The 15816-nt window shown below is 59.6% G+C and carries 14 protein-coding genes; 9 read left to right on the top strand and 5 right to left on the bottom strand.

What is annotated here, in order from left to right; all coding sequences use genetic code 11:
* Window positions 1-6: 6 nt before the first annotated feature.
* Together B5F98_RS02785 and B5F98_RS02780 are read right to left on the bottom strand one after the other, a co-directional pair.
* Complete coding sequence (locus B5F98_RS02785) at window positions 7-765, bottom strand: hypothetical protein (RefSeq protein ID WP_087369517.1); 759 nt, start codon at window positions 763-765, stop codon at window positions 7-9.
* Between the two features lie 58 nt (window positions 766-823).
* Window positions 824-1582, bottom strand: a complete 759-nt coding sequence (locus B5F98_RS02780) for a hypothetical protein (protein WP_087369516.1) — start codon at window positions 1580-1582, stop codon at window positions 824-826.
* 253 nt (window positions 1583-1835) lie between these two features.
* Between B5F98_RS02780 and B5F98_RS02775 the strand changes: the two genes are divergently transcribed.
* The 7 genes from B5F98_RS02775 (at window position 1836) to B5F98_RS02745 (ending at window position 8607) form a co-directional block, all read left to right on the top strand.
* Window positions 1836-2339: a YqeG family HAD IIIA-type phosphatase gene (locus B5F98_RS02775; RefSeq protein ID WP_087233082.1), complete on the top strand. Its 504-nt coding sequence runs from the start codon at window positions 1836-1838 to the stop codon at window positions 2337-2339.
* The gene (locus B5F98_RS02770; RefSeq protein ID WP_087369515.1) at window positions 2336-3184 is read left to right on the top strand and encodes a TIM barrel protein; all 849 of its coding nucleotides are present in this window, start codon (window positions 2336-2338) and stop codon (window positions 3182-3184) included. Before B5F98_RS02775 ends, B5F98_RS02770 begins: the two co-directional genes overlap by 4 nt.
* 130 nt (window positions 3185-3314) lie before the next feature.
* Complete coding sequence (locus B5F98_RS02765; RefSeq protein ID WP_087369514.1) at window positions 3315-4382, top strand: Xaa-Pro peptidase family protein; 1068 nt, start codon at window positions 3315-3317, stop codon at window positions 4380-4382.
* 146 nt (window positions 4383-4528) lie between these two features.
* Window positions 4529-5092, top strand: coding sequence for an elongation factor P (gene efp, locus B5F98_RS02760; RefSeq protein ID WP_087233097.1), 564 nt, complete (start codon window positions 4529-4531; stop codon window positions 5090-5092).
* 278 nt (window positions 5093-5370) lie between these two features.
* Window positions 5371-5835: a CD1247 N-terminal domain-containing protein gene (locus B5F98_RS02755; protein ID WP_087234131.1), complete on the top strand. Its 465-nt coding sequence runs from the start codon at window positions 5371-5373 to the stop codon at window positions 5833-5835.
* 102 nt (window positions 5836-5937) lie between these two features.
* On the top strand, window positions 5938-6507 hold the full coding sequence (locus tag B5F98_RS02750; RefSeq protein ID WP_087234129.1) for a TetR-like C-terminal domain-containing protein: 570 nt from the start codon (window positions 5938-5940) through the stop codon (window positions 6505-6507).
* A gap of 141 nt (window positions 6508-6648) precedes the next feature.
* Window positions 6649-8607, top strand: a complete 1959-nt coding sequence (locus B5F98_RS02745; protein ID WP_087369513.1) for an oleate hydratase — start codon at window positions 6649-6651, stop codon at window positions 8605-8607.
* A 50-nt stretch (window positions 8608-8657) separates the two neighbouring features.
* On the opposite strand, the gene B5F98_RS02740 is transcribed toward B5F98_RS02745, so the two are convergent.
* From B5F98_RS02740 to B5F98_RS02730, 3 genes are read right to left on the bottom strand one after another with little or no spacing between them, the layout of a single operon-like run.
* A complete protein-coding gene (locus tag B5F98_RS02740; protein ID WP_087369512.1) occupies window positions 8658-11639 on the bottom strand; it encodes an ABC transporter ATP-binding protein/permease in 2982 nt (993 codons plus the stop codon).
* 15 nt (window positions 11640-11654) lie between these two features.
* Entirely contained in the window at window positions 11655-12233 is a 579-nt protein-coding gene (locus tag B5F98_RS02735; RefSeq protein WP_087369511.1) for a rhomboid family intramembrane serine protease, read from the bottom strand.
* Window positions 12230-13141: an RluA family pseudouridine synthase gene (locus B5F98_RS02730; protein ID WP_087369510.1), complete on the bottom strand. Its 912-nt coding sequence runs from the start codon at window positions 13139-13141 to the stop codon at window positions 12230-12232. The genes B5F98_RS02735 and B5F98_RS02730 overlap by 4 nt, the downstream gene beginning before the upstream one ends.
* A 274-nt stretch (window positions 13142-13415) precedes the next feature.
* Between B5F98_RS02730 and gdhA the strand changes: the two genes are divergently transcribed.
* Together gdhA and B5F98_RS02720 are read left to right on the top strand one after the other, a co-directional pair.
* On the top strand, window positions 13416-14762 hold the full coding sequence (gene gdhA, locus B5F98_RS02725) for an NADP-specific glutamate dehydrogenase (protein WP_087234119.1): 1347 nt from the start codon (window positions 13416-13418) through the stop codon (window positions 14760-14762).
* A gap of 115 nt (window positions 14763-14877) precedes the next feature.
* Window positions 14878-15687, top strand: a complete 810-nt coding sequence (locus B5F98_RS02720; RefSeq protein ID WP_087234117.1) for a DUF3795 domain-containing protein — start codon at window positions 14878-14880, stop codon at window positions 15685-15687.
* Window positions 15688-15816 lie beyond the last annotated feature (129 nt).

The following is a 15816-nucleotide window of genomic DNA, read 5'->3' as shown; positions in this document are numbered from 1 at the left end:
ACCCAATTATTTACGAGATTGGTTCTTGTTCTGTCCTTTGTTCGCTCCCTTGGATTGGGGCTTGCTTTGCCCTTTGTTGGGACCCTTGGGTTGGGACTTGCTTGGTCCCTGATTGGGGGGACGGTGTTGGGGGTTCTTTGAGTTTGGAAGCTGGACCCGGATGTATTCCAAATCCCGTTTCAGCCGCTGGTACACCAGCTTGTTGGGATTGCGGTACCAGTCCACCCAGGCGGCCACCACGGTGCGGTTGGCGATCTCCCAAACCAGAAACAGGGCCAGAAGGGACATCGTGGTGAGGACCACATCGTCGGTGGTCATCTCCTTGAGCACCAGGCCATAGGCCAGGGTGAAAATGGAAAAAATGTAGGGGAGCACCGAGGTGGGAGCGGGCTTCTGCGGCGGCTGGATATGCTGGTCACAGCAGGAGATGAGCCAATCCAGCCCGGCGGTGTGGTAGAGACGGTAGGGATGGCTTTTCAGCAAGGCCTCCAGCGGACCGATGGTCTGGGCTTGATAGAGTTCGGCGATGGTATTGGCCTGCTTGTTTCTGCGGTGGTCCAGATAAGCTACGAATAAAGTTAATAACAACATTATGCCGCAGCAGATGAGGGTACACGCTGCATTTTGAAAGATAAAGGATGAGACGAACATGCCCAGGCTGGCTGCAATGAGCAGGATCAACAGGACGATGGCATACCATGGCTGTTTCAGGAACCTGGATTTGTAAATCTCAGTTTTGCATTGGAGAAAAAACAAATCAAACATAAAACATCACCTCTCCCCACCATTGTACAAAAAAGGCAGGGAAAAGGCAAGGTGTCCGCTAGGCCAGCACCTGGTCCAGGCACCCCTCCACCTCGGGCCCCGGCAGCAGCACCGCCCCCAGGTGCATCTCCCGGGATAGCTTCACCTTTTCGTGGATGGATTGCGAGGTGTCATAGAGGACAAAGTGGGCCTGTCCTCCGGCGGCCATGTAGGTGTAGTAATGGGCACACAGTCCCCGGTCGTAGAACACCGCCGGTTCCAGCCGCCCCATCTGCTGCTCCAGATGTTGCAGGGAGATGGGGGTGCCCCGGCGCTGGGCGGGGAGGGGGAAGTCCTCCCGCACCCACTCCACCGCCAGGGTGGTGCGGGGTGCCCCGTGGCGCTCCACCGCCTCCTGGAGCCGTCGGCGCAGGGTGCCCGCCGTCACCACGGAGGACACCAGCACCCGGCCCCCTGGGGCGAAGGGGGCGAATTGGGGCGGCACGTCCAGGGTCCACCCCTGGGCTTGACAGTTGCGGTCTAAGATATGGACAATGCGCCCCAGACAGCCCACAGGCGCCCCCTCAAAGTCACAGACGATGCCGGAGTACCCCCGGTGGCGGCACTCCCACAGGATTTGACGACAGCAGGGGATGGGGTCGCCGCTGCCGTCGTGGTCCCGGCAGTCCAGCAGCATCACCCCGCCCCGCAGTTGGGGCGGCAGACGCATTCCCAAAAGTTTCGGGCCCGGCCCGATGCGATAGGCCATGTGGGCGGGGATGGCCTGGGGATGGGAGAGGTTGGCGGAGGGATGGGCCGCCAAGAGAACTTGGGTCATGGTAGGTTCCCCCTTGTGAGTGAAGTGGATTTGTGATAACATGTCCGAGGGGCGATCTGAAAAGTCGAAATCCTTGACTTTTCCAGCAATCAATGCCAGCTACTGCGTTAAAAATACTCGGAATCCATCCAGGATTCCTGCGTTTTTTGCCTTGTATCTGTCTGTTGCTTGTGGAAAATTCGTCGATTTCTTATTTTTCAGATACGCCCTATTGGAATCCTATGCTCTTGTTGAGCAGAATAGAAGGTGAGCTATGCCCTTATTTCGCGCCAGCCACGTGGCTGACAACATATATCAATTGACCGGAGAAGCCCTCCAGCGCCGAGGGATTCGGCTGCTGCTGGCCGACCTGGACAACACCCTGGTGCCCTACGGTGTGCCCCTGCCCGACGAGAAGTTAAAGGCGTGGCGGGATGATCTGGCCGCCCACGGAGTCACCCTCTTTGTGCTGTCCAACAACCGCCACGCCCAACGCCCCTCCACCTTTGCCAATGGGCTGGAGGTGCCCTACATCGGCCACGCCGGGAAGCCCAAGACCCCATCCTTTTTCAAGGCCATGGAGCAGATGGGGGTGACACCCCAGGAGACCGCCATTGTGGGGGACCAGGTGTTTACCGACGTGCTGGGCGGAAACCGGGCGGGGGTGACCACCATTTTGGTCAAGCCCATCCGTCTGGCGGGCAATCCCGGGCGGTATCTGCGCTACGCCGTAGAGGTGCCTTTCCGGCTCCTATCCGCAGGAGGTGAGAGACTGTGAGTGCAACATTCGGACCTGCGGGCAACGCAGAGAGTTTCCCCTACAAGTCTTCGGTGGACGCCCCCCGGTGGCTGGGCGAGCTGGGCCTGGACTGCTACGAGTACCAGTGCGGCAAAGGGGTGCGGGTGAAGGAGGACACCGCCGTGGCGCTGGGTCGGCAAGCTCAGGAGCACGGTGTGGCCCTGTCCCTCCACGCCCCCTACTTCATTAACCTGGCCAACCCGGACCCGGAGTCCCAGGAGAAAACCATCGGCTATATCACTTCCAGCTGCCTGGTGGCGGACCAGATGGGAGCCACCCGGGTGGTCATCCACTCCGGGGCCCTCATGAAGCGCACCCGGGAGGAGGCCATGAACATCGCCTTGCCGTTTCTAAGGAGAATTGTGGCAGTGTGTGAGGACCAGGGCTTTGGACACATCACCCTGTGCCCGGAGACCATGGGCAAGATCAACCAATTGGGCGACCTGGACGAGGTGCTGCGCCTGTGCCAGGTCCACGAGAGCCTCATCCCCTGTGTGGACTTCGGCCATCTGTACGCCCGCTCTCTGGGCAAGGACGAGGGGGCGGAGGCGGTGGAGCGGATGCTCTCCCGCATGGAGTCCGAGCTGGGCACAGACCGGGCCAGCCGCTTCCACAGCCATTTCTCCCACATTGAATTTACCCCCAACGGGGGCGAGAAGTGTCACCGCACCTTTGACGACAACGGCGGCTATGGCCCCGCCTGGGAGCCCCTGGCCCAGGCCGTGGCAGAGCGGGGGTGGAGCCCCACCTTCATCTGCGAGAGTGCGGGCACCCAGGCGGAGGACGCCTTGACCATGAAACGCATTTATCAGAGTTATCTCTGAATCACGGCTCCCTCCGGGAGGGAGCTGTCAGCGCAAGCTGACTGAGGGAGAATGCGGGCGCTTTGCCCTAGATTTTAGATAGAGTTAAGACCTGATCATTCCATATATTCTGCAAAGGAGTGTATTGTTCATGAATCACATCAAGAATATTGCCAAGGAACTGCATAACCTGGGCCTGGACGCCATGCTGGTGACTTCTGAGCCCGGCGAGTTCTATGCCATGGGCTTCCACGGGGAGGGCGTGGCCTTCATCACTCCCCAGGAGTGCTGGTACTACACCGATTCCCGGTACATTGAGGCCGCCAATCAGGAGATCACCGGGGCCCACGTGGACGTGCTGCGCTCCGGCCAGAGCTACCGTCAGCTGGTGATGTACCTGGTGGCCACCCACAACGTGAAGAAGCTGGGCTTTGAGGACGAGGGCATGAACGTACACCAGTACAAGCTGTGGCAGGAGGCCCTGCCCGGGGTGGAGCTGGTGCCCGCCTCTGACCTCCTGACCCGTCTGCGTATGGTCAAGGACGAGGAGGAGCTGGCCGTCATGCGGGAGGCCCAGCGCATCACCGACGAGGCCTTTACCGAGATTTTGAACTATGTGAAGCCCGGCGTCACCGAGAGCGAAATCGCCGCCCGCCTGACCTACATCATGGCCAGCAAGGGCGCCCAGCGCAACTCCTTCGACCCCATCGTGGCCAGCGGTGCCAACGGCTCCAAGCCCCACGCCGTGCCCGGCCTGTCGGTCATCGAGAAGGGCCAGTTTGTCACCATGGACTTCGGCTGTGTGGTGGGTGGCTACTGCTCCGACATGACCCGTACCGTGGCCGTGGGCGAGCCCACCGACGAGATGCGCCTGGTGTATGACACCGTTCTGAAGGCCCAGCTGGCTGGCATTGCCGCCGCCCACGGCGGCGTCACCGGTGATGTGGTGCACAACACCGCCGCCAAGGTGATTGCCGACGCCGGATACGGGGAATACTTCGGACATGGCTTCGGCCACTCCCTGGGCATTGAAATCCACGAGAATCCCCGCTTCTCTCCCTTCTGGACCCAGACCATTCCCTCTGGGGCCACCCTGTCCGCCGAGCCCGGCATCTACCTGCCCGGCAAGTTCGGCGTACGCATTGAGGATGTGCTGTGGCTGACCGACGAGGGCTGCGTGGACATCACCGCTTCCCCCAAGGATTTGATCATTCTGTAAGCAAATCAGACCCACCCGAGAGTTTTCCCATTTCTCTGTGAGAATTGTGGGTGACCCCCTTGCAAAAAAAGGGGAGATAGGGTATAATACAGTGAATTATACTTTGGATTCCCAAACTTTTATATTGGAGGACGAGACCAATGGCAATGATTACCGCAGGTGATTTCCGCAACGGCGTGACCTTTGAGATGGACGGAAAGGTGATGCAGGTTGTCGAGTTCCAGCACGTCAAGCCCGGTAAGGGCGCCGCTTTCGTGCGTACCAAGATGAAGAACGTCATCACCGGTGCTGTCACCGAGACTTCTTTCAACCCCACTGCTAAGTTCGAGCAGGCTTTCGTGGACCGCAAGGAGATGGAGTACAGCTACAACGATGGCGATCTGTACTACTTCATGGACATGGAGACCTACGACATGCTCCCCGTGAACAAGAGCGTCCTGGGCGACAACTTCAAGTTCGTCAAGGAGAACATGTCCTGCAAGATCATGTCCTACAAGGGCAGCGTGTTCGGCGTGGAGCCCCCCAACTTTGTGGACCTGGAGGTCACTGAGACCGAGCCCGGCATCAAGGGCGACACCGCCACCAACGTCACCAAGCCCGCCACCCTGGAGACCGGCGCTGAGATCAAGGTGCCCCTGTTCATCAACGCTGGCGACCGCATCCGCATCGATACCCGCACTGGCGAGTATATGGAGCGCTGCAAGGGCTAATTAGCTGTAAAGTAATTCAAACACGCCGAGATTTCCTTGCGGGTATCGATTACCCCGCAAAGCGGGGCGCACGTAGTGCGTACAAGCATTTTGGGCCAAGCCCAAAATCTTGCCGCAGGGCGAATTGACTTCGCCCGAGGATTTGAAATCACGGGGTCCCCGGCAAACCGTGGTTTGCTGGGGCTACCCGCACTGGCGAGTATATGGAGCGCTGCAAGGGCTAATTGCCCCACTTCATTCCAACCCATTCAATTTGCACTCTGGAAGGAGATATCATCATGACCATTTCTGAGAAGGTTGCGTATATCCAGGGCATGTTTGACGGCATGGGCCTGGACAAGTCCGAGAGCGGCGAGGCCAAGGTGTTGGCCGAGGTGCTGGACGTCCTGCGTGAGGTCGGCGATCAGCTGGACACCGTGGACGCTACCCTGGACGAGTTTGGTGAGGAGATCGACGCCATTTCTGACGACCTGGCCGACGTGGAGGCCATTGTGGGCGAGGACGACGAGGACGATTGCTGCTGCGCTCACGATTTGGGCTGCGACGACGATCTGGACGACGAGGACTTCTTCGAGGTGGACTGCCCCAACTGCGGGGAGAGCCTGGTGATTGACGACGAAGTGCTGGAGGCCGGCGTCATCGACTGCCCCAAGTGTGGCCAGAAGTTCGCTCTGGACTTTGAGGGCGAGGACGACGAGTGCGGCTGCGGCTGTGACTGCGGTTGCGATCACGACCACGAGTAAGTGGAAGGACGCCTGCCCTACCATGTGAGACATCATACCGCCTGTGTCCCCACGGACACAGGCGGTATGTCTTTATGAGAACGCGCAGAAGGGGGAAGTTCCATGAATGCAACCAAACAGACGCTGTCGGCATCCCTAAAGCGGTGGATGCTGAAAAAGCCGTTGGATAAAATCACGATACAGGACTTGACCAGCGACTGCGGCATGAGCCGTATGGCGTTTTACTACCACTTTAAAGACATCTACGACCTGGTGGAGTGGACCTGTGTGGAGGACGCCACCCGGGCCCTACAGGGGAAAAAGACCTACGACACCTGGCAGGAGGGGCTGACCCAGATCTTTGAAGCGGTGTTGGAGAACCGACCCTTTGTGCTCAACGCCTACCGCTGCATCAGCCGGGAGCGCATGGAGCGCTACCTGTTCCAGCTCACCTATGGCCTGATTCGGGGTGTGGTGGATGAAAAAAGCCAGGGACTGGGGATTTCCGAAGAGGATAAGACGTTTATCGCGGATTTCTACAAGTATAGCTTTGTGGGGATTATGCTGGACTGGATTCAGAAGGGCATGGGGGAGGACTACCACACCTTGGCCCATCGGATTAGCCTCACGGTGCAGGGGAATGTGGCCCACTCCATCGCCAATTTTGCAGACCCACACAGGGGAGATAATTAACTTTACAGATGAGGGCGAATGATAAAATTTTTATCATTCGCCCCCATCTGTTTATGGTTTTTTCTTGGGTACGGGGGTAGGATAACACCATCAAGCAGACCTGCCGTAAAAGCGGTAATGATAGAAAGGTGGTTATCCTCTATGGATCGAAAGCAAATTGCAGCCCTCACCGCTGCCGCAGCTGGACTGGCTGGCACAGGTGCGGCGGTGTTTTTCACCAAGAAAAAGCAGGCGGCCAAGCAGGGCCAGCTCCAGGCCCAGCAGGAGTACCGGAACACCGAGCTGGGAAAGCAGAAGAAAAACAGCAAGGGCATTTACTATACCAAGGGCAACTATGAGGCCTTTGCCCGCCCGGAAAAGCCCCAGGGCGTGGACGAGAAGCACGCCTATCTGGTGGGCAGCGGTCTGGCCAGCCTGGCGGCGGCCTGTTTCCTGGTGCGAGACGGCCAGATGAAGGGGAACCACATCCACATCCTGGAGGCCATGGACGTGGCGGGAGGCGCCTGCGACGGCATCTTTGACCCCAGCCGTGGCTATGTCATGCGGGGCGGCCGGGAGATGGAGGACCACTTTGAGTGCCTGTGGGACCTGTTCCGCTCCATTCCCTCTCTGGAGAAGCCCGGTGCCTCGGTGCTGGACGAGTTTTACTGGCTCAATAAGCACGACCCCAACTACTCTCTGTGCCGTGCCACCGTCAACCGGGGCCAGGATGCCCACACCGATGGGCAGTTCCGGCTCAGCCAGGAGGGATGCATGGAGATCGTCAAGCTGTTTTTGACCCCCGACGAGGACTTGTACGACAAGACCATCGAGGATGTGTTTGACGACGAGGTGTTTGAGTCCACCTTCTGGCTGTATTGGCGCACCATGTTCGCCTTTGAAAACTGGCACAGCGCCTTGGAGATGAAGCTGTATTTCCAGCGGTTCATCCACCACATTGCGGGCCTGCCCGATTTCAGCGCCTTGAAGTTTACCCGCTACAACCAGTACGAATCCCTCATTCTCCCCATGCAGAAGTATCTGGAGGATGCCGGGGTGGACTTCCAGTTCGGCACCGAAGTGACCAATGTGCTCTTTGACATCAAGCAGGGCCGCAAGGTGGCCACCGCCATCGAGTGCAAGGTCAAGGGGGTGGAGAAGGGCATTGTGCTCACCGAGCAGGATCTGGTGTTTGTCACCAACGGCTCCTGTACCGAGGGCACCATCTACGGCGACCAGGACCACGCCCCCAATGGGGACGCCCTGGTGCGCACCAGCGGCTGCTGGAACCTGTGGAAGAACATCGCCCGACAGGACCCCGCCTTTGGCCGCCCGGAGAAGTTCTGCTCTGACGTGTCCAAGACCAATTGGGAGTCCGCCACCATCACCACTTTGGATGACAAGATTCTCCCCTATATCACCAACATCTGCAAGCGGGACCCCCGGACCGGCAATGTGGTCACCGGCGGTATCGTCAGCTGCCAGGACTCCAAGTGGCTGCTGAGCTGGACCATCAACCGTCAGGGCCAGTTCCGGGAGCAGGAGCCGGAGAAGGTGTGCGTTTGGGTGTACGGCCTGTTCACCGACGTGCCCGGCGACTACGTGAAAAAGCCCATGAAGGAGTGTACCGGACAGGAGATCACCCAGGAGTGGCTGTACCACCTGGGGGTGCCGGTGGAGCAGATTGAAGATCTGGCCCGCAACAGCGCCGTGTGCGTGCCCACCATGATGCCCTATATCACCGCCTTCTTCATGCCTCGGGCCAAGGGCGACCGCCCCGACGTCATCCCCGACGGCTGTGTCAACTTCGCCTTCTTGGGCCAGTTTGCAGAGACCCCTCGGGACACGGTGTTTACCACCGAGTATTCCGTGCGCACCGCCATGGAGGCCGTGTACGGCCTGTTGGGTGTGGACCGTGGCGTGCCCGAAGTATGGGGCAGCGTGTACGATGTGCGGGAGCTGCTGGAGAGCTCGGTGCGCCTGATGGACGGCAAGTCTCCTCTGGAGGTGGAGCTGCCCGGCCCCGTGAACCTGCTGAAAAAGCCGCTGCTCAAGGCGGTGAAGGGGACAGTGATCGAAAAGGTCTTGCGAGATCACGGCGTCCTCAAAGAGGGAATATAACGAAAAAAGCCGCAGAAATATGTCGTTTCTGCGGCTTTTCTTGTGGCGGTTTATTCGCTTCTCAGCGCTTCCACCGGGTCCTTCTTGGCGGCCAGACGGGCGGGAATGAGTCCGGCCAGGATGGTGAGGATGGCGCTGATGGCCACCAGGATGGCCCCACCCACCGGGGGCAGAGCGGCGGAGAGCTCGGTGAGCCCAGTGACGGCGTGGATGGCGGCGTTGATGGGGATGTTCAGCAGCAGCGTCACCACAATGCCCAGCACACCGGCACCCAGACCCACAATGAGGGTCTCGGCGTTGAACACCCGGGACACATCCTTTTTGGAGGCGCCCACGGCCCGGAGAATGCCGATCTCCTTGGTGCGCTCCAGCACCGAGATATAGGTGATGATGCCGATCATGATGGAGGACACCACCAGAGAGATGGACACAAAGCCGATGAGCAGATAGCTCACCCCGCTGATGATGTCGGTGATGGAGCTCATGAGCAGGGCCACATAGTCGGTGTAGCTGATCTGGTCCTCCTCGGCCACCTGCTGGTTGTAGGCGGTGATGAGGTCGGCGATCTTGTCCTTCTCCTTAAAGGTATCGGCGTAGAGACTGATGGAGGAGGGGGACTCCAGGTCAATATAGCCCATCAAGTCCAGATTGTCCTGGTAGGTGGAGTCGGAGTGGGTGGGGGGCATATAGTTGTCGTACAAGTAGACAAACTGCTCCAGGCTCAGTCCCTGGTCACTGGGCCCCTGCTCCACCGCCTGGGCCAGCATGGCCGACAGCTGGGCGGCGGGAAGGGCAGAGAGCTGCTCTTTCGCCGCTGCGGCGTACTGCTCCTTGATCTGGGCGGCCATGGCCTCCTCCACCTGGGCAAACAGCTCCTCGTCGCTCATGCCTGCGATATACTCGTCCAGGGTGGCGGCGTCCACCCCCATCTGGGCGGCGTACTCCTGGGAGATCATCTTCTCGATGTCCTCCCGGGTGATGTTGGCCATCTGGGCGTCTACGGTATCGTCCACATACTGCTGGCTGGGCTGGCTCATGCCGTCCACGTAGGCCTCCGCCTGGGACTGGGCGTCCAGGGTGAGCAGGTACTCCCCAATGGCCTGGGCTTTCTCCTGGTCGGTGGGCTCGGTGTCTCCCTCCTGGCGGAAGGGCAGGTTGGTGATGACGTCGGTGTCGGGGTTGGCCAGCTGATCTTTCACCAGCTGGGAGTCGGCGGTGTGATCAATGGCGTACTGGGTCAGGGCGTTGGTGTAGCCCAGAGAGCCGGACATCATGCCGCCGTTGCTGCCGGAGCGGGCCACGCCCACCACTTGCAGCGTAATTCCGGTCTGATTGCTGTTGTAGAGCATCTCCAGCCCGGTCTGGGTGGCGGACAGGTCGGTGTAGGTGTTGGTGTTGGCGTCGTACTGGTAGCGCTCGTAGGGCAGCAGCAGCTTGAACTGGGTCTGGCACAGCTCCTCGTAGCTCCAGCTCTGGTCCTCCACCTCCACCTCTTCGCCGGCCTGGAGGGCGGCCAGGGTCTCGTTCATCTCGTCCACGGACACCAGGCCCAGGGCGTAGAGCATCAGGTCGGAGACCTGGTTGTTGTCGTCCACAAAGAGGATGACCTGGTTGTACTCCTCGGGCCAGTGGCCGTAGAGCAGCTCGTATTGGTCCAGCACCTGGGAGGAGACCAGCTGGCCGTCCTCACCGGGCAGCAGCTCCTGCCACACGTCGAAGCTCTCATACATGGAGCCCATGGAGTTGAAGTAGTCGGTGTAGTCGCCGCCGTACAGAGAGCCCATGGCGGTCTCCATGGCGGACATGACATCGCTTTTCACCACTTTGCCGTCGGGGTCTTTGTTGTAGATGTCAAACTTGAAATCATAGCCATAGTACACCTGGGCCAGGTCGGTGATGCCGCCGCCCCCTTCCTCCAGATACTCCTTGAAGGCCTTCAGGTTGTTGGTGACGGTCTCGGCGTTCATCATGGAGTCCATCATGTCGTACATGACATTGGACACGTACACCCGATCCTCTTCCCGGGGCGCGCCGCTGTCCTCCTCGTCGCTGACCCCCATCAGGGAGGTGAGCATGGAAGTCATATCCACGCTTTCCGCCTCAATGGTGATGGGGTAGCTGGTGAGGGTGTCCTGCTGCACCTTGGTGATATAGGTGTTGATGCCCGAGGACAGGGAGAGGATGAGGGCGATGCCGATGATGCCGATGGACCCGGCAAAGGCGGTGAGGAAGGTGCGCCCCTTCTTGGTCATCAGGTTGTTGAGGGACAGGGACAGGGCAGTGGGGAAGGACATGGAGGTCTTTTTCCCCGCCTTGGCCTCCTTGCCGGTGAGGGCGGGGGCGTCCTCCTGGCTCTCATAGGGGTTGGAATCGGCGATGACCTCGCCGTCTTTCAGCTGGATGATTCGGGTGGAGTAGGCCTGGGCCAGCTCCGGGTTGTGGGTGACCATGATGACCAGGCGGTCCTTGGCCACCTCCCGCAGCAGGTCCATCACCTGTACCGAGGTCTCACTGTCCAGAGCGCCGGTGGGCTCGTCAGCCAGGAGAATGTCCGGGTTGTTGATGAGGGCACGGGCAATGGCCACTCGCTGCATCTGGCCGCCGGAGAGCTGGTTGGGCCGCTTGTGCATGTGGTCGGTGAGTCCCACCTGCTCCAGGGCCTCCTTGGCCCGGCGGTGCCGCTCGGCCTTGGACACCCCGGACAGGGTGAGGGCCAGTTCCACGTTGGCCAGGATGGTCTGGTGGGGGATCAGGTTGTAGCTTTGGAAGACAAAGCCCACGGAGTGGTTGCGGTAGGTGTCCCAGTCGCTGTCCGTGTACTCCTTGGTGGAGCGGCCATTGATGATGAGGTCGCCGCTGGTGTACCGGTCCAGCCCGCCGATGATGTTCAGCGTGGTGGTCTTGCCGCAGCCGGAGGGGCCGAGGATGGAGACGAATTCATTGTCCCGAAACTCCAGACTCACCCCCCGCAGGGCGTCCACAGACAGGTCGCCTACGGTGTAGGTTTTGCGGATGTTGGTTAGCTTGAGCATAGAAACCTCCTTTTGTTATCGCTTCTTGCCGCTGGACAGGGCAAATCCAAATACGGTGCCGCACAGGCCGCCGATGATGTGGGTCAGTTGGGAGATGTTGTCCTGGACAAAAATGCCGTTCCAGATCTCGTCCCCCAGGTAGAACACCGCCACCAAAATGAGGGTGGTGGGGATGGTGCCGTTGCGCACCCCGCCGAAGGAGGAGAGGAGGATCATCATAAACACGATGCCCGAGGCACCCAGCAGGGCGGTGCCGGGGAAGAAGAAGAACTGTACCAGCCCGGAAATCACCGCCGTGACCAGGACGGCGCACAGCACATTCCAGCTGCCAAATCGGTCTTCCAGGTTGGGGCCCAGCACCAGAATGAGCACCATATTGCCGATGTAGTGGGCGTAGCCGCTGTGACCCAGCACGTGGCCGAAGAACCGCACCCAGGCCAGAGGATCAGCCAGGGAGCAGTGGTAGACGGAAAAGAGATGGGCATTGGTCCAGCCGTCGGTGACCCCGTTGAGAATCAGCGCAATCAGGGACAGCAGGGCAAAGGTGATGGTGACCGGGGCGTTGTAGGAAATTTTTAAGGTGGGTCGTTTCATAAAAATACCTCTTGTGTGTTTGGGAGCAGGGCGGCCATGTCCTCCGGCAGGGGCTGAGTGAAGGCCAGGTGCTCTCCTGTGATGGGATGGGTGAAGCTGAGCTGATGGGAGTGGAGGGCGGGCCGGGCAATCTTCTCCGGCTGCTCGGTACCATAGAGAAAATCCCCGGTGAGGGGACAGCCCAGGTGTGCCATATGCACCCGAATCTGGTGGGTGCGCCCGGTGTCCAGTTGTAGCTCCACCAGGCTCCTGCCCTCCCAAGATTGTAACACCCGGTAGTGGGTGCGGGCGCTCTGGCCGTCCGGACACACCGCCCGGGCCCGGGAATCTGGGGCCAGACCGATGGGGGCGTCCACCGTGCCCGAGGGGGCGGGGGGCTGGCCGTCGCAGATGGCCAGATAGACCCGGCGGAAGGCCTCGGTGTGGAGCTGCTGCTTTAATTGCTCTTGGGCGTGGGGGTGCTTAGCCACCACCAACAGCCCCGAAGTGCCCTTGTCCAGCCGATGGACGGGGTGGAAGTCGCAGTCCTGCCCGGTTTGCTGGTAGTGGTACATGAGAAAGTTGCCCAGGGTGTCGGCAAAATGGCCGTGGCTGGGGTGTACCAGCAGGCCGGGGGGCTTGTTGACCACCACTACGTCCTCATCCTCCCAAATAAGGTCCAGAGGCCCAGGGGTGGGCACGGTGCCGGAAGTGGGGGCCTGGTCGGTCAGGCGCACTGCCAGCACTTCCCCCGCCTGGACCCGGTATCGCACAGTGACCCGCTGGCCGTCCACCGTGATGCCGTCGGAGAGCCATTTGATGCGCCGCAGCACCGTCCCAGACAGGTGCAGGTGCCGCCGCAATATGGTGTTGACCTCCAGGCCCACCAGGTCCCCTTGAATGGGAACGCGCAGATATCTGGCAGCCATGCAATACCTCCCCAGTATAATGTTCAATACAGTAGTATAATCTTCCTGGACCGCTCCGTCAAGAATTGCTGGCTAAAATGCCAAAAAATGGTGAAAATCCGTCATGACCTTGGAAAAACTGTGCAACAATTGCTTCATTTTTTGGCTGTGTCAACGATATTTCCTTCTTTTGTGCAAGTTTGAACATTAGGTATTGCAAAAATGACGGTTGGGGTGTACAATACAGTAGCAAGCTAAATTACACACTTTCAAAATAGAAAGGATGTTGGCAAAGATGTCTCTGAATAACGCATATCTGAAGTCCGTCATGGAGGGCCTGAAGGCCCGCAACGGTCATGAGAAGGAGTTCCTCCAGGCTGTGGAGGAAGTTTTGGAGTCTCTGGAGCCCGTGGTGGAGGCCGATCCCCGCTACGAGCAGCAGAACATTGTGGGCCGTATGGTGGAGCCTGAGCGGGCCATTCTCTTCCGGGTGCCCTGGGTGGACGACAACGGCGTGGTGCAGGTCAACCGCGGCTACCGTGTCCAGTTCAACTCCGCCATTGGCCCCTACAAGGGCGGTCTGCGTCTGCACCCCACCGTCAACCTGTCTGTCATCAAGTTCCTGGGCTTTGAGCAGGTCTTCAAGAATGCTCTGACCACTCTGCCCATGGGCGGCGGCAAGGGCGGCTCTGACTTCGACCCCAAGGGCAAGAGCGACGGGGAGATCATGCGTTTCTGCCAGTCCTTTATGAATGAGCTGTACCGCCACATCGGCCCCGACACCGACGTGCCCGCCGGCGACATCGGCGTGGGCGCCCGTGAGATCGGCTATCTCTTCGGCCAGTACAAGAAGCTGCGCAACGAGTGGACCGGCGTGCTCACCGGCAAGAGCCTGTCCTACGGCGGCTCTCTGGCCCGTACCGAGGCCACCGGCTTCGGTCTGTGCTACTTCGCCGACGCCCAGCTCCACGACAACGGCCAGTCCTTCGAGGGCAAGCGGGTGGTGATCTCCGGCTCCGGCAACGTGGCCATCTACGCCAACCAGAAGTGCACCACTCTGGGCGGCAAGGTCATCGCCATGTCCGACTCCAATGGTTACATTGTAGACGAGAACGGCATTGATTATAAGGTCATCCAGGAGATCAAGGAGGTCAAGCGCGCCCGCATCAAGACCTACCTGGACTACGTCCCCACCGCCAAGTACGTGGAGGGCTGCTCCGGCATCTGGACCGTGCCCTGCGACATCGCTCTGCCCTGCGCCACCCAGAACGAGCTGGACGAGGAGGCCGCCAAGGCCCTCATCGCCAACGGCTGCATCGGTGTGTTTGAGGGCGCTAACATGCCCTGCACCCCCGAGGCCATTTCCGCCATCAAGGGCGCTGGCCTGATGTTCTCCCCCGCCAAGGCCTCCAACGCTGGCGGCGTGGCCACCTCCGGTCTGGAGATGAGCCAGAACTCCGGCCGCATCAGCTGGACCTTCGAGGAAGTGGACAGCAAGCTCAAGGGTATCATGGAGGGCATTTACAAGGCCTGCGCCGACGCCGCCGAGAAGTACGGCATGAAGGGCGACATCCAGGCCGGTGCCAACATTGCCGGATTCCTGAAGGTTGCTGACGCCATGCTGTGGCAGGGTATCTGCTAATCGGAAACGCCAAGTAACGCAAAGCCCCGTCTGGTGTATAACGCACCGGGCGGGGCTTGTTTGTTTTCGCTCTTCATGGTACAATATGGTCAACCTGAACAAAGGAGGGAGAGCCATGAGCGAGACCTATTGTGGAAAGAGCTGCCAAACCTGCGGCTATCGGGCGGAGACCAGCTGCCGGGGCTGCCTGGAGGAGGCCAGCCGGGAGTGCAAGCTGGCCCTATGCTGTCGCCAGAAGGGGCACAAGACCTGTGACAGCTGCACCTACAACACCCAATGCGGCATGTATCGGGGGAGAGACACCGCACCTCAGTACCGCCTGGCCCAAAAGAAGGCGGAATTGGAGTATCAGCAGGAACTCCGGGAGCGGGGAAGCTTCCTGGCCAAGTGGATTTGGGTGTTGTTCTGGCTCTTTATCCCTGCCAACATTGCCAGCGTCATCGTCCAGTGGATGCCCAGCATCCAGGTGGTGGGATACCTGTTGGACTTTGCCTGTGGTGTGGTGTACGGTGTGGTGCTGCTGCGCATTGCCTCCAGGGCAGAGGGGTATCGCTGGGCGGGCATCTTGATTTTGATTACCGCGCTTCTGGATGGAGGGGCCATCTTCATCAGCAATGAGGCCTTGGCTCTGACGGTTTCCCTGTGCAGTGCTATCCTCTCCTTCTTTAGCTGCTACAATGAGTTTAACGCCCACGCCGACGTGCTGGCCGGGTTGGACAACGAGCTCAGCGACCAGTGGAGAAAGCTGTGGAAGTGGATGCTCATCGCCACCATTGCCATGATTGTGGGTGTGATCTTCACGGTCATCGTCATTGGCGCTTTGGTGTTTTTGGCAGCTATCATTGCCCTTTTGGTCATCGGAATCCTCAAACTGGTGTACCTGTTCCGAACCGCCCAGACCTTCCAGGATGTGGCCGCCCGATAAATAGGTATAAAAGGATGTGTCGCAAAACGTAAGTTTTGTGGCACATCCTTTTTTACTCTCAACAGCAAAAACGAATCCAGTATGTGGAACTTCCGCAGCGTTTTGGGCATGCAAAAGCCAGCCCACACC

Origin of the sequence: Pseudoflavonifractor sp. An44 (assembly GCF_002161675.1) — a bacterium.
Classification (GTDB): Bacteria; Bacillota; Clostridia; order Oscillospirales; family Oscillospiraceae; genus Enterenecus; species Enterenecus faecium.
The sequence above is the reverse complement of the archived record's forward strand: the minus strand, read 5'-3'. Positions and strand labels throughout refer to the sequence as shown.

What these genes read in the sequence shown, in the direction of transcription:
- B5F98_RS02755 (WP_087234131.1), top strand. Translation starts at nt 5,371, where the DNA reads ATGACCATTTCTGAGAAGGTTGCGTATATCCAGGGCATGTTTGACGGC.
- B5F98_RS02745 (WP_087369513.1), top strand. Translation starts at nt 6,649, where the DNA reads ATGGATCGAAAGCAAATTGCAGCCCTCACCGCTGCCGCAGCTGGACTG.
- B5F98_RS02740 (WP_087369512.1), bottom strand. Translation starts at nt 11,639, where the DNA reads ATGCTCAAGCTAACCAACATCCGCAAAACCTACACCGTAGGCGACCTG.
- B5F98_RS02730 (WP_087369510.1), bottom strand. Translation starts at nt 13,141, where the DNA reads ATGGCTGCCAGATATCTGCGCGTTCCCATTCAAGGGGACCTGGTGGGC.
- gdhA (WP_087234119.1), top strand. Translation starts at nt 13,416, where the DNA reads ATGTCTCTGAATAACGCATATCTGAAGTCCGTCATGGAGGGCCTGAAG.
- B5F98_RS02765 (WP_087369514.1), top strand. Translation starts at nt 3,315, where the DNA reads ATGAATCACATCAAGAATATTGCCAAGGAACTGCATAACCTGGGCCTG.
- B5F98_RS02780 (WP_087369516.1), bottom strand. Translation starts at nt 1,582, where the DNA reads ATGACCCAAGTTCTCTTGGCGGCCCATCCCTCCGCCAACCTCTCCCAT.
- B5F98_RS02720 (WP_087234117.1), top strand. Translation starts at nt 14,878, where the DNA reads ATGAGCGAGACCTATTGTGGAAAGAGCTGCCAAACCTGCGGCTATCGG.
- efp (WP_087233097.1), top strand. Translation starts at nt 4,529, where the DNA reads ATGATTACCGCAGGTGATTTCCGCAACGGCGTGACCTTTGAGATGGAC.
- B5F98_RS02785 (WP_087369517.1), bottom strand. Translation starts at nt 765, where the DNA reads ATGTTTGATTTGTTTTTTCTCCAATGCAAAACTGAGATTTACAAATCC.
- B5F98_RS02775 (WP_087233082.1), top strand. Translation starts at nt 1,836, where the DNA reads ATGCCCTTATTTCGCGCCAGCCACGTGGCTGACAACATATATCAATTG.
- B5F98_RS02750 (WP_087234129.1), top strand. Translation starts at nt 5,938, where the DNA reads ATGAATGCAACCAAACAGACGCTGTCGGCATCCCTAAAGCGGTGGATG.
- B5F98_RS02735 (WP_087369511.1), bottom strand. Translation starts at nt 12,233, where the DNA reads ATGAAACGACCCACCTTAAAAATTTCCTACAACGCCCCGGTCACCATC.